This is a genomic window from Lactococcus sp. LG1267 (genome assembly GCF_017309545.1).
In the GTDB taxonomy this organism is placed as follows: domain Bacteria; phylum Bacillota; class Bacilli; order Lactobacillales; family Streptococcaceae; genus Lactococcus; species Lactococcus petauri.
In genome coordinates, this window is record NZ_CP071295.1 from 579,565 (window position 1) to 598,289 (window position 18,725).

At 32.4% G+C, this 18,725-nt stretch carries 16 protein-coding genes; all 16 read left to right on the forward strand.

Going from position 1 to position 18,725, the window contains the following annotated elements; genetic code table 11:
• The first annotated feature begins 10 nt into the window (after nt 1–10).
• Nucleotides 11–817 (forward strand): ABC transporter permease, encoded by an 807-nt coding sequence (locus J0J33_RS02935; RefSeq protein WP_173816917.1) that lies wholly within the window; start codon nt 11–13, stop codon nt 815–817.
• Nucleotide 818: 1 nt separating this feature from the next.
• Nucleotides 819–2,009: an ABC transporter ATP-binding protein gene (locus tag J0J33_RS02940; protein WP_173816914.1), complete on the forward strand. Its 1,191-nt coding sequence runs from the start codon at nt 819–821 to the stop codon at nt 2,007–2,009.
• Nucleotides 2,006–4,948 carry a rhamnan synthesis F family protein gene (locus J0J33_RS02945; protein WP_173816911.1) on the forward strand — a complete coding sequence of 981 codons (2,943 nt, stop codon included), beginning with the start codon at nt 2,006–2,008 and terminating at the stop codon, nt 4,946–4,948. Before J0J33_RS02940 ends, J0J33_RS02945 begins: the two co-directional genes overlap by 4 nt.
• A complete protein-coding gene (locus J0J33_RS02950) occupies nt 4,935–6,548 on the forward strand; it encodes a DUF2142 domain-containing protein (protein WP_173816909.1) in 1,614 nt (537 codons plus the stop codon). The genes J0J33_RS02945 and J0J33_RS02950 overlap by 14 nt, the downstream gene beginning before the upstream one ends.
• 14 nt (nt 6,549–6,562) lie before the next feature.
• Complete coding sequence (locus J0J33_RS02955) at nt 6,563–7,783, forward strand: glycosyltransferase family 4 protein (RefSeq protein ID WP_173816908.1); 1,221 nt, start codon at nt 6,563–6,565, stop codon at nt 7,781–7,783.
• A gap of 10 nt (nt 7,784–7,793) precedes the next feature.
• Nucleotides 7,794–8,612 carry a glycosyltransferase family 2 protein gene (locus J0J33_RS02960; protein ID WP_173816905.1) on the forward strand — a complete coding sequence of 273 codons (819 nt, stop codon included), beginning with the start codon at nt 7,794–7,796 and terminating at the stop codon, nt 8,610–8,612.
• Nucleotides 8,613–8,624: 12 nt separating this feature from the next.
• Entirely contained in the window at nt 8,625–9,335 is a 711-nt protein-coding gene (locus J0J33_RS02965; RefSeq protein WP_173816903.1) for a glycosyltransferase family 2 protein, read from the forward strand.
• A 5-nt stretch (nt 9,336–9,340) separates the two neighbouring features.
• Nucleotides 9,341–9,691, forward strand: a complete 351-nt coding sequence (locus J0J33_RS02970) for a DUF2304 domain-containing protein (protein ID WP_173816901.1) — start codon at nt 9,341–9,343, stop codon at nt 9,689–9,691.
• On the forward strand, nt 9,678–10,628 hold the full coding sequence (locus J0J33_RS02975; RefSeq protein ID WP_173816898.1) for an NAD-dependent epimerase/dehydratase family protein: 951 nt from the start codon (nt 9,678–9,680) through the stop codon (nt 10,626–10,628). The genes J0J33_RS02970 and J0J33_RS02975 overlap by 14 nt, the downstream gene beginning before the upstream one ends.
• 114 nt (nt 10,629–10,742) lie before the next feature.
• The gene (locus J0J33_RS02980; protein ID WP_173816895.1) at nt 10,743–11,873 is read left to right on the forward strand and encodes a glycosyltransferase family 4 protein; all 1,131 of its coding nucleotides are present in this window, start codon (nt 10,743–10,745) and stop codon (nt 11,871–11,873) included.
• Nucleotides 11,874–12,018: 145 nt separating this feature from the next.
• Nucleotides 12,019–13,185: a nucleotide sugar dehydrogenase gene (locus J0J33_RS02985; RefSeq protein ID WP_173816892.1), complete on the forward strand. Its 1,167-nt coding sequence runs from the start codon at nt 12,019–12,021 to the stop codon at nt 13,183–13,185.
• Between the two features lie 59 nt (nt 13,186–13,244).
• The gene (locus J0J33_RS02990) at nt 13,245–14,240 is read left to right on the forward strand and encodes a glycosyl transferase (RefSeq protein ID WP_173816889.1); all 996 of its coding nucleotides are present in this window, start codon (nt 13,245–13,247) and stop codon (nt 14,238–14,240) included.
• Nucleotides 14,230–15,357 carry a glycosyltransferase gene (locus tag J0J33_RS02995; RefSeq protein WP_173816887.1) on the forward strand — a complete coding sequence of 376 codons (1,128 nt, stop codon included), beginning with the start codon at nt 14,230–14,232 and terminating at the stop codon, nt 15,355–15,357. Before J0J33_RS02990 ends, J0J33_RS02995 begins: the two co-directional genes overlap by 11 nt.
• 26 nt (nt 15,358–15,383) lie before the next feature.
• On the forward strand, nt 15,384–16,370 hold the full coding sequence (locus J0J33_RS03000) for a glycosyltransferase family 2 protein (RefSeq protein WP_173816886.1): 987 nt from the start codon (nt 15,384–15,386) through the stop codon (nt 16,368–16,370).
• A 4-nt stretch (nt 16,371–16,374) separates the two neighbouring features.
• Nucleotides 16,375–17,280, forward strand: coding sequence for a glycosyltransferase (locus tag J0J33_RS03005; protein WP_173816884.1), 906 nt, complete (start codon nt 16,375–16,377; stop codon nt 17,278–17,280).
• Nucleotides 17,277–18,698, forward strand: coding sequence for a lipopolysaccharide biosynthesis protein (locus tag J0J33_RS03010; RefSeq protein WP_173816882.1), 1,422 nt, complete (start codon nt 17,277–17,279; stop codon nt 18,696–18,698). The genes J0J33_RS03005 and J0J33_RS03010 overlap by 4 nt, the downstream gene beginning before the upstream one ends.
• The last annotated feature ends 27 nt before the right edge of the window (nt 18,699–18,725 follow it).

Below are 18,725 nucleotides of genomic sequence, written 5' to 3' on the forward strand. Positions count from 1 at the left end.
GGAGGACTCTATGAATTTCTTTAACCGTAGAAACCAAATTCTACTCAAAGAATTAATTAAAACCGATTTTAAATTAAGATATCAGGGAAGTGTCATTGGCTATTTGTGGTCAATTTTGAAACCGATGCTTCTGTTTTTGGTCATGTATTTGGTCTTTGTACGTTTTTTACGTTTTGGAACCGCAATTCCTCATTTTTCTATCGCACTACTCTTGGGAATTACGATTTGGAACTTTTTTGGTGAAGCAACTGGGCTTGGAATGCTTTCGATGGTAAATCGAGGGGATTTGTTGCGTAAAGTAAATTTTTCAAAGCAAGTTATTATTTTTTCAGTCGTATCAAATGCTTTTATTAATTTAATACTTTCTTTAATCGTTGTGATAATTTTTGGAATTTTCAATGGTGTAACTTTTAGTTGGACGGTGATATTTATTCCTTTCTTACTCATTGAATTGGTGTTATTTACTACGGGTATTGCGTTCATCCTATCCACACTTTTTGTGTATTTTAGAGATTTAGGACCAATCTGGGAAGTAATTATGCAAGCAGGGTTTTATGGTACACCAATTATTTATCCCATTACTCAAATTTCAGCCACTCACATGGAAATTGCTAAATGGATGATGATGAACCCTATGGCGCAGATTATTCAAGATATGCGTTTTATATTAGCATTTAGTGATAATACAAACCCGGCGATATGGCAACTAATTCCTAGCCCAATCGTTATTATCCCATATCTTATTCCACTATTTATTTTTGGTCTAGGATTACTTATTTTCAATAAAAATTCTAAGAGATTTGCGGAGATTATTTAAAATGAATGATGATATTGCAGTAAAAATAGAAAATGTAGGAAAATATTTCCGGCTACCAACGGAGTCCACAAATAGTTTGCGTACTCTTCTTGTTAATCGAATGAAAGGGATTAAAGGTTATACTGAACAACATGTCCTCAAAGATATTTCTTTTGAGGTTAAAAAAGGAGATTTCTTTGGGGTTGTCGGAAGAAATGGCTCAGGAAAATCAACACTCTTAAAAATTATTTCTCAGATTTATGCACCAGAAAAAGGAAAGGTCACTGTAAACGGTAAACTGGTCTCATTTATAGAATTAGGAGTTGGTTTCAATCCAGAACTGACAGGTAAAGAGAATGTTTATATGAACGGTGCTATGTTAGGTTTTTCAACAAGCGAAATTGATGATATGTATCAAGAAATCGTTGAGTTTGCAGAGTTGCAAGATTTTATGAATCAGAAGCTGAAAAATTATTCTTCTGGGATGCAGGTACGTCTAGCATTTTCTGTAGCAATTAAAGCACGAGGCGATGTTCTCGTTTTAGATGAAGTTTTAGCAGTAGGGGATGAAGCATTTCAGAGAAAATGTAATGAATTTTTTGAGGAAATCAAAAAAGATCGATCAAAGACAGTTATCCTGGTTACTCATGATATGAGTGCAGTCCAACGTTATTGTAATAAAGGGATTTATATTAAAAACGGCATCCTTGAAGGGACAAATGAAATTGAAGATATTGCCACACGTTATTCTGAAGATAACCTTGAAGTAAATGTAGGTAAAACTGCTGAAGAAGCAAAAGTAAGTGCCGCATCGATAAAAATTAATCCTCTTTCAAAACTCGTGTTAAACAAGCCTGAGCAGGAGTTTAAATTTGAAATACAATATGAAGTATTTTCCGAAGAAATAAAATCAGAGAAAAACCTATATCTTGCTTATGCTCTCTTTGATGAAGGCCGAGGAGGCATTGTATATGATAGTGGTTCAATCAATACAAATGGTATAAATAAACAATCTTTCAGTATCCCAATGAAAAACTTTCACAACTCTAATTTTAGGATATCAGCAACATTGAGACGTGACCCTAAAAATAAAGATGAAGAGGACTTCGAAACTGAACCAGTTGTTTACACGAAAGGTGAAAGCGATTTACACTTCATCTATCGTGACATCAAAGACAAAGAAAACTATGGCTTACTCAAGGAGTTAGAATGAATACTTTAATAAGTGTAATTATTACTAATTACAATTATGGCAATTATATTGAAAAAGCCATTGAGAGTATCTATCAGCAGACTTATAAAAATTTGGAATTGATTATTATTGATGATGGCTCCACGGATGGTTCTAAAAATATTATCAAGCAGAAAATTCAAGAAGCCCCCGAAAATTTTTATATAAATTTTATCAGTCGGGAAAATTTAGGAATTGTAAGGACTAGAAATGAAGGAATGCAAAATACACATGGTGAGTATTTTGTTTTTCTTGATGCAGATGATTATTTTGATGCGAGCTATATTGAGAAAATGTATTCTCATGCTTTAGCCAGTGGTGCAGACATCGTGTATCCTAACTGGCACGTATTCGATGAAACTGGGGATATAGATTACGAAACGGATTTTCCAGAGTTTGATATCCGCAAATATCAGCTTCAGAAATTACATGTATCATCTGAATCTTTAGTGAGAACAGCAGCAGTAGAAGATTTTGAATTTCGGAGTGAAAAAGTAGCAGAGGATTGGGACTTTTTTAATCGTTTAGCCTTATCAGGAAAGAAATTTCAATTGGCAAAGGATTGTCGAATTAATTATTTTTTAAAAGAAGATGGGCGCGGATCAAAGAATAGAGCTATTGATGATATCATTGAATTTGAAAATCTCATAGATGGCTGGCGTCAAGAATATGGAGATAATCAAGTATTAGCGAAAAATGAACTTTTAATTGAAAAGTTTTCTGAGCTTGAAAATCATGCACAAAATTTAGAAAAAATTTCTAAAGAACGACTACAAACTATCCGAAAACAAGAAGATGATATCCGAATACAACTTCAAGACATTCAAAATTTAAATTACCATCTTCATTTAATTCAAAATTCTAAAACTTACAAGTGTTCTAAATATCTTAGTGCTTTTTTAAAACTAATTAAAAATCCTAAAAGATTACCTTCATATTTTCGAAAAATAAAGCATAAGCTTGGAGATAAGGCTCGTCCTCTTACTTTAATTAAGAAAAAATTTTTAACAGGGTGGAGAAATAAACAACGTGCTGTAAATAATTATACTTCACCAAAAAGAGCTCTAGTTTACGTCATTTATGAAAGTCAAGACATTATTCAAGAATACAAAATTATTTTCTTAGAGGCTCTATCAAAACTTTCCGATAGGACTTTAATTGTTGTAAATGGGAACTGTACTAATGATGATATCCAAAAATTATCTCTATTTGGACAAGTTGTATGTCGTCCTAATGAAGGCTATGATACAGCAGCTTTCAGATATGGTATTCAATTTTTAAATAAAGAATTACAAGAGTATGATGAACTTATCCTAGTAAACGATACTAATGTAGGTCCTATGACAGATTTACAAGATGTTTTTGACCAAATGGCTAAAAAACGCTTAGACTTCTGGGGTATATCTTATGGAGAAGCACAGGATGATTTTACTGGATATAACAAATATGGACGGATTCCTATCCATCTACAATCTTATTTTTTAGTTATTGAAAAAAGTCTATTTGCGACCAAAGCATTTCGTGATTATTGGGAACAGTTGGAGGATACAGATTCTCGTAACAAAGCAATTGGTAAACATGAAACAGTATTTACTAAACATTTCGAGAATTTAGGGTATAAACATGGAGCTGTAAGTGGAAATAATCATGATAGTGCGATGTACATCCACCCACTAACAATGCTGAGAAATTATGGCGTACCTTTGGTTAAGTATACAGCATTCTCAAATGATACAGATGACAAATTTTCTTGGCAAGGTCTAGAAAGAAAAACAGAAGTCCCTAAGTTATTGGAATATATTGAGCAAGAGACAGACTATCCAATAGCTGTCATCAATCAAATTATGACTGACTTAAGAAATAAGAATGTTAAAGAACATATTTTGATTATTGATGGTGTAGAAAATAAAATTCCGCAATGCACACGTTATAGGGTAGAAAATAAAGCTGAACAGTTACGGTCATTAGGGCATGATGTTTGGACTGTCAATGCTTCAGAATTCCAAATGGGATATGCTGAGCATGCAAGCCATATTATTATTTATCGTACAGGCTATTCAAAACAGTTAAGTGATTTAGTGACTTTAGCCAAAAAATATAATAAACCAGTTTATTACGACATTGATGATTTAGTGATTGATGTAAAGTATACTGATTTGCTTCAATATACGCAAGAATTATCTGAAATAGATAAAATGAATTATGATGCCGGGGTTCGTAGCTATGGTGATATGTTAAATATTTGTGATGCTGCGATAACTACTACTTCTAAATTAAAAAAGGAACTCCAACACTACAAAAGTGAAGTTTTTATGAATCGTAATTTAGCGAGTAAACAGCTTGTTACTTTAAGTTCAAAAGTCATTAAGAATTATGAACATCAAGAAGGGAGGGTTCGTCTAGGATATTTTTCAGGTTCAATTACACACAATGAAAATTTTGATTTAATAAGAGGAGCTGTTCTGGAGATACTAGAAAAATATTCAAATGTGGAATTACATTTGGTAGGACATTTAGATATACCAGAAGAATTTAGGGTATACAAGAATCAATTAGTTGCTCACAATTATGTTGATTGGAAGGAACTTCCAGCTTTAATTAGTCAAATTGATATTAACTTAGCACCTCTAGTTGACAGTATTTTTAACCAAGCAAAGTCAGAAATAAAATGGATTGAAGCAGGTTTGGTTAAAGTGCCGACTATAGCTAGCAATTTAGGTTCTTTTGCTGAGATGCTTATTGATGAAGAGACAGCTTTATTAGCTAATGAAGACGAATGGTTCGATAAACTAGAGAAGCTTATTATTAATAAAGCTTTACGTCAGGAGATAGCTGAAAATGCTTATAAAATCATTATGAGCAATTGTGTAGCCGAAAACCATCAAGATGAATTAACGAGGAAAATAAATGAAATATATTAAAGGTATCGGAACAGAACTGTGGGTAAACCGATATAAATTTATTGTCTGCTTAGGGATTTTAATCTTTATTCAGTTCACAATACAGTATCGACCGCTGATTGTTCCACGCATATATATTATTATTATCCTAATTGCTCTACTCTTTTTGTTTGCTTTTAGTAGGCTAAAAGATTCTAATAAGTTAGCATGGAATGCTTTTGTAATTATCATGAGTTTGGGTATTGTAAATGCATTGTCTATGCCGGTCCGCCAGAATTTAGATGAAAATACTCACTTTTTCTATGCTTCACAGATTGCTGATGGCAACTTATTTTTAAGAAATATTACTCAATCTAATTATTTAGAATTATCACCAACCTTTTTAGCAGAAACACAGCTTCCGAGTAGAATTGAGGATGGCGGTACTGAAAATACTAATCTTTATACCCAAAAATTTATGAAAATAAAAAATACAGAGGTACAGTACAAAAAGGTAAATATTGGTGGTATAGCTGCATTCGCCAACCCTGTATATTATCCTAGTGCGTTAGGGATAGCACTTGGAAGGCTCATAAGCCCCTACTTCTTTGTTTCTTATTATTTGGGACGGATATTTAATTTGCTTATGTATGCTATTTTAGCGTTTGTTGCAATTAAGATAAGTAAAAAATACAAGTTACCACTCTTTGTATTTTCTTTGATTCCCTATACTGTTTGGATTTCGGCAGGCTATAATTACGATTCCTTATTTTATGGACTCTCTCTTCTTATAATAGCGCAATTGACGAACTTCTTTGCAAGAGAGAAATTAATTACGATGCGAAGCATAATAGTATACGTTATGTCATGTGTCGCCTTAGTTTTATGTAAAGCGCCGATGGTTCTTCTTGTAACAATTCCCTTATTTTTGCCTAAGGATTATTTTGATAAAGCAAAGACAAAATTATACTCCTTCCTTTTTGCAGGTATTGGTGGAATTTTGAGTTTCCTTTGGGTTCGACAATGGCTCATTATTTCAGAATTACGAAAGTTTTTAGGTATAGCAAGGGAAGTTAAGGAACGAGCGATACCATCGGACAATGCAATTGCTTTGAGTCATAGATTGGATTATTTTATTGATCATCCAATCTATACCTTGACATTACTTTTGAGAACGATCTTAGATATACCAGCCAATATTTACAATACACTTGCTATACCTCAGCCCTTTATGCAAAGACAGTTTCCTTCAGAGGCTGTTGAATTTTTTAACATTGTTTTACTCACGATTCTTATCATTATAATAAGCTATCGCCTTGATTTTACTTTACCCAAAAGAATGAATTTTGTTATTTTGGGAATAATTGGTATTATCACTGCTGGAGTAATATATGCCATGTCTGGCGATGATAGAACCTTTGTTCTAGGAGATTTGGTCGTTGGAGGTGTACAAGGACGCTATCATTTTTATGCATTACTCTTTTTACCATTCTTCATAGCTCCTGCTGTTAGATATCTTTTTGGGCAGAGAGAGGTTATTAAAGATATAGAGTACGATAAAAAAATTCAAAACTTTATCGTTTATGCTGTGCTACTTTTAACCTTTGTTAATACTTGTGTAGGTTTATTTGGTTATCTATAATATAGGAGGATTTTATGAAAACAATTCTATTTGTTTCACCCACAGGAACATTTGATAATGGTGCTGAAATCTCTATTTTTAATTTTGAAAAATATTTAATCCAATTAGGTTACACGGTTCTAAATGTTTGTCCTCGAAATAACAATCAAGACTACATTGATAGACATCGAGAAGAAGGAATTCAACTTTTTCAATTAGATGCTCTCAATTGGTGGTGGGAGGATGCTCCAGGGGAGGTTAATGGAAATATCAATGAACGTGCTTATTACTATCGACAAAATATTAGCGAAATTCGTGAGATCATCAAAAAAAAGGAAGTAGATATTTTAATAAGCAATACCGTGAATGTGTTTCAAGGTGCTGTTGCAGCGGCTTGCGAGAGTAAAAAGCACTTTTGGTTGATACATGAATTTCCCGAAGGAGAATTTGCCTATTACCGTTCAAAAATTGACTTTATCGAAGAATATTCTGACGAAATATTTAGTGTGTCAGGATTATTAAACGAACAACTATCAGATATCTTTAAAAAAGAAGTAAAGTCTTTTATTCCTTATACAGAAATTAAGGGGACAATCTCCAGAAAGTCTACCACTTCACGCATAGTTTCTGTTGGGCGTTTAACAGATAGAAAAAATCAATTAGAACTGTTAAAAGCTTATAAAGAATTGGATAGGCCAGAAGTTGAGCTAGTTTTTATTGGTGCACAAGATAAAGAGTATAAAAAAATTTGTGATAACTTTATTTCAGAGAATAAATTGAGAAATATAACATTTACGGGAAATCTAGAAGAGCCATGGGAGGAACTAACAGATAAGGATATTTTTGTGAGTACTTCAGCAATGGAAACTTTTGGTTTGGTTTATGTAGAAGCACTTCTAAAAGGGATCCCAACAATTATTTCTGATAATCCAGGGTATAATTCTGTTTATAAGATTTTTGGTCAGGGGAAACAATATCACTTGGGTGAGGCTAAACAACTGGCTGATTACATTCAAGAAGCATTAGATAACTTTGAACTATTAAAAGAAGAGAGTTTGCTTCAAACTAAAGAAGTTCAAAAAAAATACGCTTTAGACACAGTTTATGAAGAGATTTGTAAAGCTATCGAAAATGGAGAAGACACCACTTTAAGAACGATTCGCCATATAGGTCATCTGGTTTCTGTTAATGAAGCTGTAAATGCAAAAAGTCTGGGCTCTAAAATAAAAAGAAAAATAAAAAAAATCTTGATATAAAGGTAAAAAAATGAAAATAACGGTGTGTTTGGTTGCTTATAGTAAAAGATATGACGAAACAAAATCTTTTCAAGCACTTCACTCTCTAAAAGAGGGTATAAAATGCAAACTGAATGTTAGAGTTTTTGATAATGGGCTGATAGACTACTCGTACATAGAAATGGCTAATGAGTTTGCATCTCTAAATTATATTTATAATGATTTAGAAGAGCGAGGAACTCGTGTTGCTTATCAAAATACTATGGATTTTAGTCAAGATGAGTGGATTCTCTTATTGGACGATGATACAGCAGTAACTGAAAATTATTTCAAAATAATATTTTCCGAACTACAGTCAAACACAGATATAACTGCTTACTGTCCGTTAATTTTTGAGGGGAAAAAGCAAATTTCACCAACAGCTAGTGATACTGTTGATATGTTGTTATTTCCGAAAAATGACGGAATTTATAATCATAATATTACTGGGATATCGAGTTGCCTTGTGATAAAGATAGATTTTCTTAAAAAAATTGGCGGCTTTAATAAAAAATTTCCGCTGGATTACTTAGATCATTGGTTGTTTTATCAACTTGTAGATAAAGAAAAAAAAATAAAGGTTTTGCCAGTAGAAATTCAACATAATTTATCAGTACTAAAACTAGAAGAAGTTTCTAAAGAAAGGTTTGAAAAAATTTTCACAAGTGAATACTATTTCTATAAACACTATAAGCCAGAGGTATTCTATCAAATTAAGAAGAAATATGTTAAAATGATTATAAAAGGTTTTTTTAACAGGAATCTTGGTATAAGATGGATGATATTGTTAAAGATACTTTGTAAGTTTTAGATAAAGGTAAATATGGTTACGAATAAACGAACACTCCTCATTATTCCGGCTTATAATGAAGAGGAAAGTATTGAAAAAACAATTTTGAGTATTCAAAATTTTAAAGATGAATATCCAGCTGAGCTTAATCTTGATTATATTGTTGTGAATGATGGCTCGCGTGATAAAACAGTTGATATTGTTAAGAAAATGGGAGTAGATTTAATTAATCTACGGACTAATTTAGGGCTTACAGGTGGATTTAGAGCTGGTTTAAAATATGCTCAACGCCAGTCGTATGATTATGCTATCCAGTTTGATGCCGATGGGCAACATGTGCCAGAGTATATTCCACGCATGCTTGAAGCAGCGGAAAAGGGAGCAGACGTAGTTATAGGAAGCCGTTTCGTAACTGAAAAGCGCCCACATTCATTAAGAATGGCTGGTAATATAATGATTTCGATGGCTATCAAGGTTACTACGGGGAAAAGTATCAAAGATCCAACAAGTGGGATGAGGCTCTTTAATAAGAAGGCAATTAATTTCTATATTAATAATGAAAATATGACCCCAGAACCAGAAACGGTGAGCTATTTTATTAAGAAAAAATTTAGGGTTACTGAAGTACAAGTCAGTATGCAAGATAGGACTGCAGGGGAAAGTTATCTTAACCTTCGCCGAAGTATCCAATATATGACACGAGTTGCTATCTCCATATTAGTGCTTCAACCATTTAGAAGGTAGATATCATGACCATAACTTTAAGGATTATCTTAATCATCGGAGCTTTGCTAACAACAGCTTATGTTGCAAGAAAAGTTCGAAAAGGAGACATTGAAATTAACCACTCATTGTTTTGGGTATTATTTTCAATATTTTTACTAATAACAAGTATTTTTCCGCAATATTTAGTTGTGATTACTCATCTCATGGGAATCTATTCAATGAGTAATATGGTTTTTTTATTAATCATATTTGTACTTCTTATCAAGCTTTTTATGAATTCAGTAACGTTGAGTAAACTTGAAGGAAAAATTGAGTCTATTGTTCAAGAATCAGCTTTAAAGGAGTTAGAAGACGAAAAAAATGATAAAAAATAGTAGTGTTTTAGTAACAGGTGGCGCGGGTTTTATTGGTTCAACTTTATCTAATACCCTTTTAAATTTTGGTAATGACATCGTAGTTATCGATGATTTATCTATGGGTAGCTTTGAAAATCTTGATTCATCAAAAAAATTGACAAAAATTCAGGGTTCACTTACTGATAAAGACTTATTGTCTCAGATTTTTGCTGAGAATGATTTTGAATATATTTTTCATTTAGGTGCCGTTGCATCTGTTGCCGACTCTGTTGCTCGTCCTTATGAGACACATCAAGTCAATTTTGACAGTACAATGACTATTTTAGAGCTATTACGAAAAAACAAAAAATCTTTGAAACGGTTTGTTTTTTCTTCAAGTGCAGCAGTGTATGGTGATGAACCTACGCTACCTAAACGCGAAGAAAGTGTCATTCGACCACTTACTCCTTATGCTGTCGATAAGTTTGCCTCAGAGAAAATGGCCATGGTTTATAACAAATTGTATAATATTCCAACAAGTGCGACTCGTTTTTTTAATGTTTACGGACCAAAACAAAATCCTGCATCGCCTTATTCTGGCTTTATTTCTATTCTTGTAGATCGTTTGAAAAATGAAAGTTTATTAACTATCTTTGGTGATGGTGAGCAGAGTCGGGATTTTGTCTATATTGAAGATGTTGTGCAAGCCTTGATGTTAATTGCGACTTCAGACGAAGCATTGGGGCAAGTCTATAATGTTGGTACAGGTGACAAAATAACACTCAATAACCTTATTGAGCTTTCACAGAAAATTACAGAAAAACGTATTGATGTTAAGTATGATGAAGCAAGAGAAGGTGATATTAAGGAATCGATTTCTGATGTTTCTAAACTGAAGACAATCGGTTATCGTCCGAAATTTGATTTGGAATCAGGGATGAGAAAATACCTTGATTATGAATTTAATCAACAATAATTTTGTTATAAGCAGAGCACTTTCACTTTTGTTGACTTCTATAAATCTGAGAAAGTCAATATGTTGAAGTGCCTGTTTTTTCTTTGTAATAAGTAAAGAAAAGAGGAAAAAATAATGTCAAAAACAGTTGCATTCTTTAATGGTTTCTATTTACCCCATTTTGGAGGAGTGGAAAGATATACCTATAATATTGCTCAAAAATTAATTGCAAAGGGATACAATATTATTGTTGTTACAACACAACACGAAGAATATTTAAAAGAGGAAGAAGTTGTTGATGGGATCAAGGTTTATCGTCTTCCAATAAGAAATGTGTGGAAAAATCGTTATCCGTTCTTGAAGAAAAACAAAGAGTATAGAAGGACTTTAGAAAAAATTAAATCAGAAAATATTGATTATTACATAGTTAATACTCGATTTTATATGACTTCTATACTTGGAGCCAGCTTAGCTTCAGAAAATGGAAAAGAGGCAATGATCATCGAACATGGGACAACCTATTTAACCATGAATAACCCAGTTGTTGATTTTTTCTTACACCAGATTGAGAGAACTTTAATTCAGCATATAAAAAAAAATACTGCTACTTTTTATGGTGTATCTCAAGAAGCTGCAAATTGGTTAACAGAATTTGGTGTTGAATCAAAAGGGGTAGTTTACAACGCAATTGACAGCAGTGATTTTGATAATTATTATAGCCGACTTAAGGATACTAGTGATAAAATTATAATAAGCTATTCAGGCCGTTTGCAAGCAAAGTTTAAGGGCGTTGAAACACTCCTGTCTGCTTTTTCCAAGCTTTCTCAAGAAGTTGACCATCTTGAATTAATCATTGCTGGCGATGGACCAATTTATAAAGACATGGTAGCACAATATACTCAAGAAAATATAAAATTTCTTGGGCGGGTCCCGCATGATAAGGTTATGGAAATTAATAATAAATCAGATATATTTGTTTTATTATCAAAGATTGAAGGATTTTCTACAGCAATGCTCGAAGCAGCTTTATTAAAGAATGTTGTAATTACGACTAATGTTGGAGGGGCTCGTGAGTTAATTCCTAATGAAAACTTTGGATTTATTATTGAAAATGATGAAACTGTCCTACTTGATACTTTAAGAAGTTTAGTACAAGATATGGATAAAATTAGGAGAATACAAGAAAATGTTTCACAACGTGTTTTAGAAAATTACACATGGGATAAAACAGCAGAAAGCTTTGTAAAAGCATTTGAAATATTGTAATGATACTGAAAGCATTGACTATTTAGAGTAAGTGCTGTTGAAATCTATAAAAGATAGTGATAAAATGATAGGTATTATTTGTATAAAAAACCTGTATATAATAAGTGCTTAGGATTAAAATTAATTCAATAAAAGGAAAAAAATAATGAAAATATCAGTTTTCGGGTTAGGTTATGTAGGGTTATCAAATGCCCTTCTGCTGGGGCAAAACGAAGAAGTTGTTGCCTATGATATTGTTGAAAGTAAAATAAAAAAGCTTCAACAAGGACAATCAATATTAGATGATAAAGAGATTATAGAATTTCTTGATTCAGATAATGTAAGTGTGGAGTTTACAACTGATTTTGAGAAAGCTGTCAACCATGCAGATTATTTAATAATTGCTACACCCACAGATTATAATGAAGAAACACAGCATTTTGATACATCTACAATCGAAAATGTTATTGAGCGTGCTCTAGCTATTCGTCCAGACGCAACTTTTTTAATCAAATCAACTATACCTGTAAATTACGTACAAAGTTTAAAGGACAAGTATAAAACAGATAATATTATCTTTTCACCTGAATTTTTACGTGAAGGACGTGCGCTGTATGATAATCTTTACCCAAGTCGAATTGTTATTGGTGAAGTAAGTCAGCGTGGGGAAGAACTTGCTGAAATGTTTAAACGAGGTGCTCATAAAGAAGATGTTGCAACTCTTTTGATGAATGAAACAGAAGCAGAAGCAGTAAAACTATTTTCAAATACATACTTGGCTTTACGCGTAGCGTATTTTAATGAATTAGACACATATGCTGAAAGCAACGGATTGAATACGAAAAAAATTATTGAGGGAATGGGTTTTGATCCACGTATTGGTAATTACTATAATAACCCCTCATTTGGCTATGGTGGATACTGTCTCCCTAAAGATACAAAACAAGTTAAGGCTGAATTTTATGGTGTGCCACAAGAAATGATGACTGCAGTTGTTGGTTCAAATACAACACGCAAAGAATACATTGCGAAGCAAATACTAGCTAAGAATCCCAAAACTGTGGGTATTTATCGTCTTACGATGAAATCGGGATCTGATAACTTCCGTTACTCAGCTATACATGATATCATTAGAATTTTAGAAAAAGAAGGAGCTAAAGTTGTCATCTTTGAACCTCGTCTTGAAGAAATCACTTATCATGATATCCCAGTAGAAAAGGACTTTGCAACGTTTAACGAAGCAACAGACGTTATTGTTGCAAATCGTATAGATGATGTATTGCGTTCAGTTCGCGAAAAAGTTTATACAAGAGATTTATACGAGAGAGACTAGGCTTTAAAATAGACTAAATTTTAAAGAAATAAGACGCTGAAAGTTAAATAGAATATAATATGGAAAAAATAGATTTTGTAGTCACATATCTCGATAGCACAGATAAAGAATGGCAAAAAGAACGTGCTTGCCACAGTGGAGAGGATTTTGATGAATCCTTGAATAACGAGGCTCGCTATCGTAATATGGATAATTTTCAATACTGGTTTCGTGCAGTTGAAAAATATGCTCCCTGGGTAAATAAAATTCATCTTGTGACCTATGGTCATATCCCGGAGTGGTTGAATGTAAACCATCCAAAATTAAATATTGTAAAGCATGAGGATTTTATTCCTGGAGAGTACTTACCTACTTTTGCTACGCAAGCAATTGAATTAAATTTTGATCGCATCCCAGAGATTTCTGAGCAATTTGTTAACTTTAATGATGATTTATTTTTAAATTCACCAACGCGTCCAGAGGATTTTTTCTATAAAGGATTTCCAGTTCTTCAAATGATGCATACACCAATATTGGCAAGCGAAGCTTTTAACGTAGCTCTTTTCAATAATATGTTAGCAGTAAATGAAGCAAAAAGCCCAAAAAAACGTTTGATAACATGGCGTAACTTTTCTTTAAGAAACGGTTTTTTTGCTGTAGCAGCAAACTTACTCATGTTACCAGTTTTACTTTTCTTTCATAAATTTATTGGATTTAGACCGGATCATCTAACACAGCCTTTCACGAAAACCATTTATCGGGAAACACGAGAATTGCTGCCAGAAAGATATAAATTTGCTTCTAAAAGCAAGTTCAGAAATAGTGAAACGATAACGAGTTGGTTTTTGCTAGATTATTTGAGAGCAACCGCAGAATTTTACCCGCATAATTCTTTTAAATTTGGTAAAATGGTTCCCATGGGCCTCGATCAAGACTATAAAAAGTTGTTAGCATCACAAATGAAAGTTCTTTGTTTTAATGATGGAGGGACTGAGATTGATTTTGAAAGTGAAAAAGTAAGGTTAAATAAAGCATTGAATGAGAAATTCTCTAAGAAGAGTGAGTTTGAGAAATAAAGATATGACTAATGTATTATTTATAACAGATAATTGGTCTAAACGAGGTCTTGAAAAAGCAAATTATGTGATTGCTCAAGCTGTGCAGACAGAATCTAGGAAAACAAGCATTTATACTATGGGTAAAATGGAAAATCATTTTCCAGCAAGTGATATGGACCTAGAAATGTATGGGAACAGTCTTTTAAATCGAAAGTTGTATATCTATGGAACAGCCTTGAGTGCAAAATACAGGGCTAACTTTTTCGTTGATCTTTTTATAAAATGGCAGGTTAAGAAAATCATTAAACAAGCGGAGCAGTCTAATAGTAAAACTTTAGTATTTAGTGGTTACTCCGTAGAATTGATTCCAGAAATTAAGAACAAATATGGTACTAAGTATAAAACGATAGCATGGGTGCATAGTTCAACAAAGTTTTATACTGAAGGATTTAGAAGAAAATACAACTACCCGTGGGTTATTAATGGTTTTAGTTATGCTGATGAGGTGGTTGTTTTAACAGAACAAGACCAACAGGATATGCTTCCTATTAATCAAAATTGTACTAAAATCTATAATCCTGTAACGATGAATTTTTATGAAAAATCATCGTTAGAATCAAAAAATATTTCATTTGTTGGAAGGCTAGAAGAAGTAGAAGTTAAGGGTCTAGATTATCTTGTTGATATTGCTAGACAACTTCCAGAAAATTGGAAAATTACTGTAGCCGGTGGAGGAGATTTACAAGCTTTTAATGAGCTTATAAAAAAAAGTCACACAGAAGATAAAATTCAATATTGTGGGGAGTTATCGGGAAAGGATTTAGAGCAACATTACTTAGATAGCTCAATCTATATGATGACATCTAGAAAAGAAGGGCTTCCTTTGGTTCTAATTGAAGCGATGGGGGCAGGCTTACCTATAATTGCATTTGAGCAAAGCGGTAGCTACGAAATTCTTTCAAGTGGAGAAACGGGCCTTCTAATAGAGCAAGGTAATATTGAAGGATTTGCTCAAGAACTATTAAAACTAATTAATTCAGCTTCACTTAGAAAAGAATATCAAGAAAAATCCCTAAGACGTGTTGATGATTTTTCACTTCCTCCAATCGTACACAAGTGGAGCAAAGTGCTTTAAATTAATAAATTAAAATAGGAGAATTAATGGACTTATCAGTCATCCTTCCAGCATATAATGTGGAAAAATATTTAGAAAAAAGTATTGCTTCCATATTGGTACAGACTGGAATTGAGTATGAAGTCATTATTGTAAATGATGGTTCATCGGATAACACATTAAATATTGCCCAAAAAATTGCTGAGAATCATTCTGACAGAGTACGGGTAATTTCAACGCAGAATCAAGGGAGTGGGTATGCTAGAAATGAAGGAATTCCTTTTGCTTCTGGCGACTACCTTTACTTCATGGATCCAGATGACACTATTGAAGAGGAAAGCTTCTCAAAAATCTTTTCTGAAATAAAAAATAGTAGTACTGGCCCTGATATTGTCTTGTTTTCTTTCAATGAAGTTGATGAAGAGGGTAAAATAACTGTGAGACCAATTCCAGAAGACTTACAAATGTTTTATAATTCCAATGATAAAATTATGGCAGACGCTCTTAAATACTATAATAGTAGAATTTTTTTTGCACCATGGACGAAGTTTATTAGACGTGACTTTTTAAAAAATATTGACCTACAGTTTACTAACCAAAGAACGGGACAAGATGCAGTTTTTTCTATTGAATTATTTAGTAAAGCTAATACACTGTTGTGGATTCCTCAAAATTTCTATTGTTACTTGAGGGCTAGAAAAGGGAGTGCTCAGTCAAAGAAAAATCCTGATAAAGTACTTGATGGGATAAATATCATTAAACAACTTGAGAAATATATTGATTCAGATGTTCCAGGGTATCAAACTCTGTTGGGTGATTTTACCGTAGGTGTAACAATTAATGAGATACTTAACATAGAGTTGCCTGAGAAAGGTTTTAAAGCATTTAAGAAAACAGTTAGTAATACGCTAGGAGAATTTTACTTTAAAAAAGTAAAATTTAGTAGTCTATCTTTCAAGCGAAAGATTTTATATATAATAAGAAAAAATAAAAGACTTGGTTATCTGTACCTAAAATATATGGAAAGAGGTTGATACGGTGAAAAATACAATAGGAATTGTAATATTAAATTATTTAGCCTATCAGGATACCTTGGAATGTATAGAGTCTATTTTTACCCAAAGTTATAAAAACTTTGAGATAGTCGTTGTAGAAAATGCATCACCAAATGAATCGCTTAGAGTCCTAAAAGAGACATATCATAATGTGGAGAAAGTAAATATCATTTCAACTAGTGAAAATATAGGTTTTGCTAAGGGAAATAACTTAGGTATAAAATATTTGAAAGATAGAGAGATTTACAATATTCTTGTCATTAATGGTGATACAATCTTAACTCAGAAAGATTACCTTGAAAAACTGATGACTATTGATTTCCCTGCAGAAGTTGCCATTGTAGGTACAGAGATTATTGGACGAGACGGTATAAATCAGAATATATGTAAACTATCAGATAGAGATTTATTTTCTATCCAAACAAAGAAAAAGTACTTTAAAAAAGTAAAACTTTTTACTCAATTAGGAATTTATCCATTTATCAGATATATTGTAAGGCTTTTAAAAGGAAAAAGAGCGGTAAGAGATTTTTCAAATTATAAGACCCAACTGTTAGATAGTCGTGTTAACATGTTACACGGATCAGCTCTCTTTTTTAGAGAGAACTATTTGAGGGAGTATTTGGGTTTTTATCCAGATACATTTTTATATGAAGAAGAAGAACTCTTAGCTTATATCTGTCAAAAGTTAGATTTTCGACAAATGTATGTGAATGATCTGAGCATTTATCATAAAGAAGATTCATCAAGTGATATGGTATCTGGTTCGAATAAGCGTAAGGAATCACTTTTTAAATTGAAATATCAACTAGTAAATATTGAAATTCTAAAAGAAGCAATTCAAATGACGCCAAGTCAAATGAGAGAAAAAATGAGGGATGGAGAATGAATCATTTAAAGGCAGGAATGATTTTTACTACTATTGGTGTTTATAGTAATTTTATTTTACAAATAATCATTAATGCTGTTCTAAGTCGCTTATTGACACCTCAAGATTATGGGGTGGTAGCCATTATGCAGGTCTTTATTGTGTTTTTTGCAATGATGATTGAATCTGGCATGGGGCCAGCTATTATTCAAAATAAAAAACTTTCGCAAGAAGATGTAAGAGTTCTCTTTAATTTTTCAGCTATTTTTGCAGTATCGATAGCAGTAATATTTGGTTTGTTTGGTTATTTTTTAGCATGGCTTTATCATCAAGATATATATAAATCGTTAACTTGGGTCCAAGCTATATCTGTTCTTTTTAATGGACTAAATATTGTTCCCTCTGCTATATTAAACAAATCTAAAAAATTCAAACATGTTAATTTTAGTATGGTTTTCGCAAATGTCTGTGCAGGTATTATAGGGGTGTCTTTAGCCTTTCTTGGCTTTGGCGTATACTCTTTAATTATTAGTGCAATCGTTTTTTCTATCATAAATTTTTTACTGAATCTTTATTTTACTAAGTTACGCTTTAGCAGTAAATTTTATATGGAACCATTAAAGTCTATTTGGACTTTCTCTAAAAACCAATTTGGTTTTAATTTTATAAATTATTTTTCACGAAATACAGATAATATTCTAGTCGGTAAATTTATGGGAGAAGCAGCACTTGCTAATTATGGCAAAGCCTACCAATTGCTCATGTTACCCAACTCGCTTTTCTTAGGAGTAATCACCCCCGTGTTACAACCTGTATTATCCGACTATCAAGATGATGTTGTTTATATTCGTGAGGTTTACTATAAAGTTGTTCATGTGCTTGCACTTATTGGAGTTCCTCTTTCAGTATTTTTAAGCTTATCTGCGGATAAAATTATTCTGTTTATGTTTGGAAGTCAATGGGGGGAAGCAGTAATTCCCTTTTCCATTCTGGCATTAACAGTTTGGATCCAGATGACACTTTCAAGTAGTGGAGCAATATTCCAAGCAAGGAATCATTCAAAAGTTCTTTTCGTTACAGGATTTATCAGTGCTATTATACTGGTTACCTCTATCTCTATTGGAGTTGCTATGGGTAGTATAGTGAGTGTAGCCATATGCTTATCAATAGGTTTTTTATTAAACTTTATTGTGAGTTTTTATCGTTTAATTACGATTACCCTGCAAGGAGATATATTTAGCTTTTTAAAAGTATTTATATCTCCATTACTTTTAGGAGTAATAATGTTCATTGCTTTAAAAGTAGTACAATTTATTGAACCCAGTGCAGTATTTTTAAATTTAATAGTGAGAGGGATAACTTTTTTATTTGTTATTGTAGTTTATATTTGGAGTACTAAGGAAAAAATAGTGATAAAACAAATACTAGAAAAAAATTAATTTAGATTCTAGAATCCTGCTTTAAAA